The organism is Candidatus Alcyoniella australis (genome assembly GCA_030765605.1).
Lineage (GTDB): Bacteria > Lernaellota > Lernaellaia > JAVCCG01 > Alcyoniellaceae > Alcyoniella > Alcyoniella australis.
In genome coordinates this window covers 1-4425 of the sequence record JAVCCG010000152.1, presented here as the reverse complement: position 1 = coordinate 4425, position 4425 = coordinate 1, and the positions used below count along the sequence as shown (strand labels likewise).

6 protein-coding genes are annotated in these 4425 nt (G+C 55.0%); 4 read left to right on the top strand and 2 right to left on the bottom strand.

From position 1 onward, the window contains the following. The first annotated feature begins 27 nt into the window (after positions 1-27). The 4 genes from P9M14_18415 (at position 28) to P9M14_18400 (ending at position 2335) form a co-directional block, all read left to right on the top strand. Positions 28-168, top strand: a complete 141-nt coding sequence (locus P9M14_18415) for a SelB C-terminal domain-containing protein (GenBank protein ID MDP8257725.1) — start codon at positions 28-30, stop codon at positions 166-168. Between the two features lie 228 nt (positions 169-396). Further along, complete coding sequence (locus P9M14_18410) at positions 397-804, top strand: hypothetical protein (GenBank protein MDP8257724.1); 408 nt, start codon at positions 397-399, stop codon at positions 802-804. Between the two features lie 63 nt (positions 805-867). After that, positions 868-1971: a hypothetical protein gene (locus tag P9M14_18405; protein MDP8257723.1), complete on the top strand. Its 1104-nt coding sequence runs from the start codon at positions 868-870 to the stop codon at positions 1969-1971. 184 nt (positions 1972-2155) lie between these two features. Next, a complete protein-coding gene (locus P9M14_18400) occupies positions 2156-2335 on the top strand; it encodes a hypothetical protein (protein MDP8257722.1) in 180 nt (59 codons plus the stop codon). 172 nt (positions 2336-2507) lie between these two features. Here the strand turns inward: P9M14_18400 and P9M14_18395 are convergent, their stop codons facing one another. Next, a complete protein-coding gene (locus P9M14_18395) occupies positions 2508-2645 on the bottom strand; it encodes a hypothetical protein (GenBank protein ID MDP8257721.1) in 138 nt (45 codons plus the stop codon). A gap of 136 nt (positions 2646-2781) precedes the next feature. Further along, positions 2782-3819: an SUMF1/EgtB/PvdO family nonheme iron enzyme gene (locus P9M14_18390; GenBank protein ID MDP8257720.1), complete on the bottom strand. Its 1038-nt coding sequence runs from the start codon at positions 3817-3819 to the stop codon at positions 2782-2784. Positions 3820-4425: the final 606 nt, after the last annotated feature.

Sequence of the window (4425 nt, the reverse complement as noted above, 5' to 3'; positions counted from 1 at the left end):
GCGATGATAAAAAATCGAGATTGAAATTTGGCACGATCTAATTTTGGCGAGGGACAGGAGCTCACCGGCGCCAGCCGCAAGTTCACCATCCCGCTGGCCGAATACTTCGACCGCATCAAGCTCACCGTGCGCCGCGGCGACGTGCGCCTGCCGCGGCGCACGGGATGACCACAATCCTGGTTACTATTATTGACACGTGATTTTAAATAGTATTAGATCGTCGAACAGTTAATATATTTGGAGGTTCGCCGTATCCCATTGGGGGCGGCGGCGGCAAGCGCGGGATCGAAAAAAAAGAATACAATTCAAAACAATTCAGACGCGAATAATAAATCAGGGGGGAGCATGAAAAGGTGGGCGAGCTTGATCTGTTTGGCAACCATCTTGGTGATGTCAATGATAATCATCTCCAATTTGGCCTGTTCGGATAGCGGCGATGACGATGACGACGGCGATGACGATGACGACGACAGCCACAATCTGGACGATGACGACAGCGGGGGAGACATCGAGGGCAAGTTCTGCAACGGATTGGTAAATAGCGGTGAAGATATCAGCCTGACATTGGAAGTCGACAACACGACATTCTCCGGCATCTGGACCGGTGAGTGCTCATCTTGCAAAGGGATCAACTCGGGGGAGGTCGAGGTCTCCATGTATTGGCAGGGGGATCTGATTGCCCAGGGCACGGTCGATATCGATACTAGCGAGGGAAACGAGTGGGTCTTTGTCACAATCGTTGGCGATGATGGCTACCCTGGACTCGCCTACGGACCGCTGGATTGCTCTGATAGTCCCTGGTAAGCGGTCGGCGTTCAGCACAAACAAAACAGACGGCAAATCGGATATGCATGGAAGGAGCCGACAATGAGAAGTTTACACACAAGCTGTCTTGTCGTTTTCGTAGTGCTTGTACTGGCTGCGACAGCCGTGGCACACGACGGCACGATCCGTTCGGCTGAGAGGCAAGTCGTCTTGGCCCAACTGTTCGAGGATGAGGCCCAGGGGCCTAACGAAGCATTGAGCAACTACGTGGTGACGATCACCAGCAGCACCAACACCGGCATCATCCATCGGCCGCTGTGCGCCAGGATCGACGAACCGGGGATGGTGGTCCTGGGCCGTTACAAAATGATCGAGGAGGCCGTAAGCGCAGTCAAGGCCACCGGCAGGAAGCCGCTGCTTTGCAACTCCGAGGAATGGACGGCGGCGGACTATCAGACGTTCTCCAGCCTAACCGGCGGCGATCAGGCGGAGCAGCAGTCCGGGCAGACCAAGATCGCCCGACCCACGGAGGCTCCAAGCGGCTTCTCCCTGGGACTGAACTTTGAGAAGTCGTTGTTCGCCCTGATGTCCAAGACCGAGACGGAATGGAAATGGACCTATGACGAGAGCGGCATCCCCAAGCTGCACTTCAACTTCTCGGACGACGGCGAGATGCCGGTTCCTAGCGAGTTCCTGGTCCTGCTTGAGCTCGGCTACCGCAGCAAGTACTTCTTCGCCCTGATCAATTACAACCTTATTCCGCAGAAGATCACCGATCGTCTAGCGGTCAAAGACAAAGACGAGGACGAGAACATCGAGGGTTCGGTAGATTTCGAAGAGCGTTATACCATCGAGTACTCGCGCATCGGGTTTCGCGCGGGATACTACTTTTCGGATAAGCCGGGCAGGCCTTACATCCAGGGCTTGATGGGCATAAACATGATGAAGTTCGAGTTCAACAACGATGACATCGCGCTCGAGTTCGAAGATATTACCCGCATAGACATCGGCTTCGGCGGCGGATACGAGTATACAATCGCCAAGGGCTTCGGCCTCGGCGGCAGCGCGGACATGCGTTATATGTTCGGCTCGTTCTACGGCGAGTACGAGTACGACAATTACGACATCACGTCACGCGACGAGATGACGATCAATTACCAGCTGCTACCGCTGTCGGTCCAGTTCTACCTGTTTTACACGTTCTAGCCTGGACCAAAAAAACTCAACTCTGATACCGCCAATGGTTATAAAAACGGCCCCGGAAGTCCGGGGCCGTTTTATTTTCAGACGGTTAAATTTTGGACGTCAACCTGTCCCTCGCCAAAACTCGTCAGTCAATCAAATCGACGAATGATTCGATCACGTCGTAGTCTTCAACGAGCGCCACGCCATGAGGCTGCTGCGCAAGTACGTCGCCTACTACAGCGCCGACCGCTGCCACTACAGGCTTGGTAAGGATGCCCAGATTCCACGGCCCGTTCAACGCCGCACTTCGTATGCCGCGCGGGTCATCGCCCTGCCTAGAGTCGGCGGCCTGCACCATCGCTACGAGTGGCGCGACGCAGCGTAGATTCCGAGGAGCAACCTATCGACGGAGAAAGTCCAGCGGTGTCGTGGTCTGCCCGCTTGGCTGTGCATCCCCCTGGATGGGCTTGCTGGGCGGAAAATCTCAACCGCGATGCCTTGTATTCCACCCGTAAAAAACGAATCGGGAGAGCCTCAAGCTCAATTCGTCGCGGAAATTACCCGCGATCTAGTTTTGGCGAGCCACAGGTGTGCTCGGAAAGCTCCTGCCCCTCCTCGAAGGCGAACAGGGTCAAGTTACCAGCAGAGTTCTTGACGAGGATCCGGCTCACCACCGAGCCCTCGCCGTATTCCACCAGTTCCCCGAGGTTCATCGGTGTCGCGGGTTGAAGTTGCCCCTTCGCAGTACTGTTAGTCATCGTTCTCTTTCGTGGTCACGATCATGTCCTTCCGCAACAACCAAAAAAAGACCTTTGAGACAAAAATCAAGCGCTATGGCACACTCTGGGCCAGCCTTATGCCGACATAAGTAAAACATTCACCTGGATCGTAACCGAAGCGCACGGCAGAACGAATTGTATAGGCGCCGTCGGCTTTAGCACCACCGCGATACGCCCTTTCCGTTCCCCCCACCGGGCCCTCCGGGTCGGTCACATTGCCACTGCCGGGGACCTCGTACCAGTCCCAGGCCCATTCGTAGACATTCCCGTGGACATCGTAAAGACCCAGATTGTTGGCGGTCTTTGAACCGACATCGTGGGTGTCCCATCCGGAATTGGCACAATACCAGGCGAGGCTTTCCAGAAAATATGGCGTCTGGCATTCATCCGCCATTGCCTCGCTGTCCTGGCCGTTGCTGTAGGCCGTAGTTGTGCCACCGCGGGCGGCAAACTCCCATTCCGCTTCTGTCGGCAGCCGATACCCGGTGCAGTCGTAGGTCGAGGAAACGCCGTTTAACGACACCACGGCATCCTTGATACCGCCATGCTCCTTGCAGTAATCTGTGGTATCGCCGTCGCTGTCATCCTCACAGACGATGTCGAAAAAATCGTAACAGGCCGTGGCTTTGGTCAGCGTCGTCAATTGGTTGGCATAGGCCGCCGCATCAAACCAACTGATATTTTCCACCGGGAGATTATCCGGTTCTCCGGAAGTGTTGTGACTGGGATTATAACCCATCACCTCGGCGAACTGGGTCTGGGTCAACTCGCGGCGCATGATCTTAAAGCCCCTGGTCAACGTCACGTTATGCTGAACTTCCTGCGCATACCGGCCTACCTCGGAGAGGGGACTGCCCATATCGAAACTTCCCGCCGGTACTGTGATGAACTGCGGCACAGATACTGTATCATCATCGTCATCATCGTCGTCATCGTCATCGTCCGCAACGTCGTCGTCATCATCGTCATCGTCGTCATCATCGTCGTCATCGTCGTCATCCCCGCCGCCACCGCCCCCGCTGCACGAGATAACCAGGCCGACGCCGAGGCACAATAGGACAACAAGGGCCAGGAACAACAAGCGCTTCATCGAGGCCTCCAGGTTGACAGGCTCAGATTCCAAGGCATGATCTTGATGACCGATGCATACTCCTGGCAACATCCGTTGTCAACATTAATCATGAGCCAGCCGACAATTCTCCATCTCTCCAATTGCTTGCCATTGCACGGTTATTGATCGGACCCGCGCCCCGCCATTTCGACGCCAGTTGCGTTCGCTACTCCAAACGTTCGCAGCTCGGAAAAAACGGGGTCGCCTCAATAATCCCACAATATCAACATCTTCTTTGCGATCGGACTTGATGGGCAAAGTCCGAACGACATGGAGAAAGAGAGAGAAAAGGGGCGTTTGGGGGGCAAAATGTGCGTCTGAGGCAGCGAGCCAGTCCGATTGGAGCAGGCCGCCAGGCGCGGCGCGGAACATGGAAATTCCTTTTAGTTCATGCGGTTATACGCCGCAAACAGCAGTAGCCCCAAGGTGGGGCTACAGAACAGAGAGACAGTCCTTTTTAGGGGATCGTGGTGGAGGAAACCGGAGTCGAACCCCCGTCCGAGTGTTTCTTGTGTTTCAATGAACCATATTAATAATTGATATTTTGAGCTGCAAATGTCAAGAAAAAAGATGCGCATGGATGGC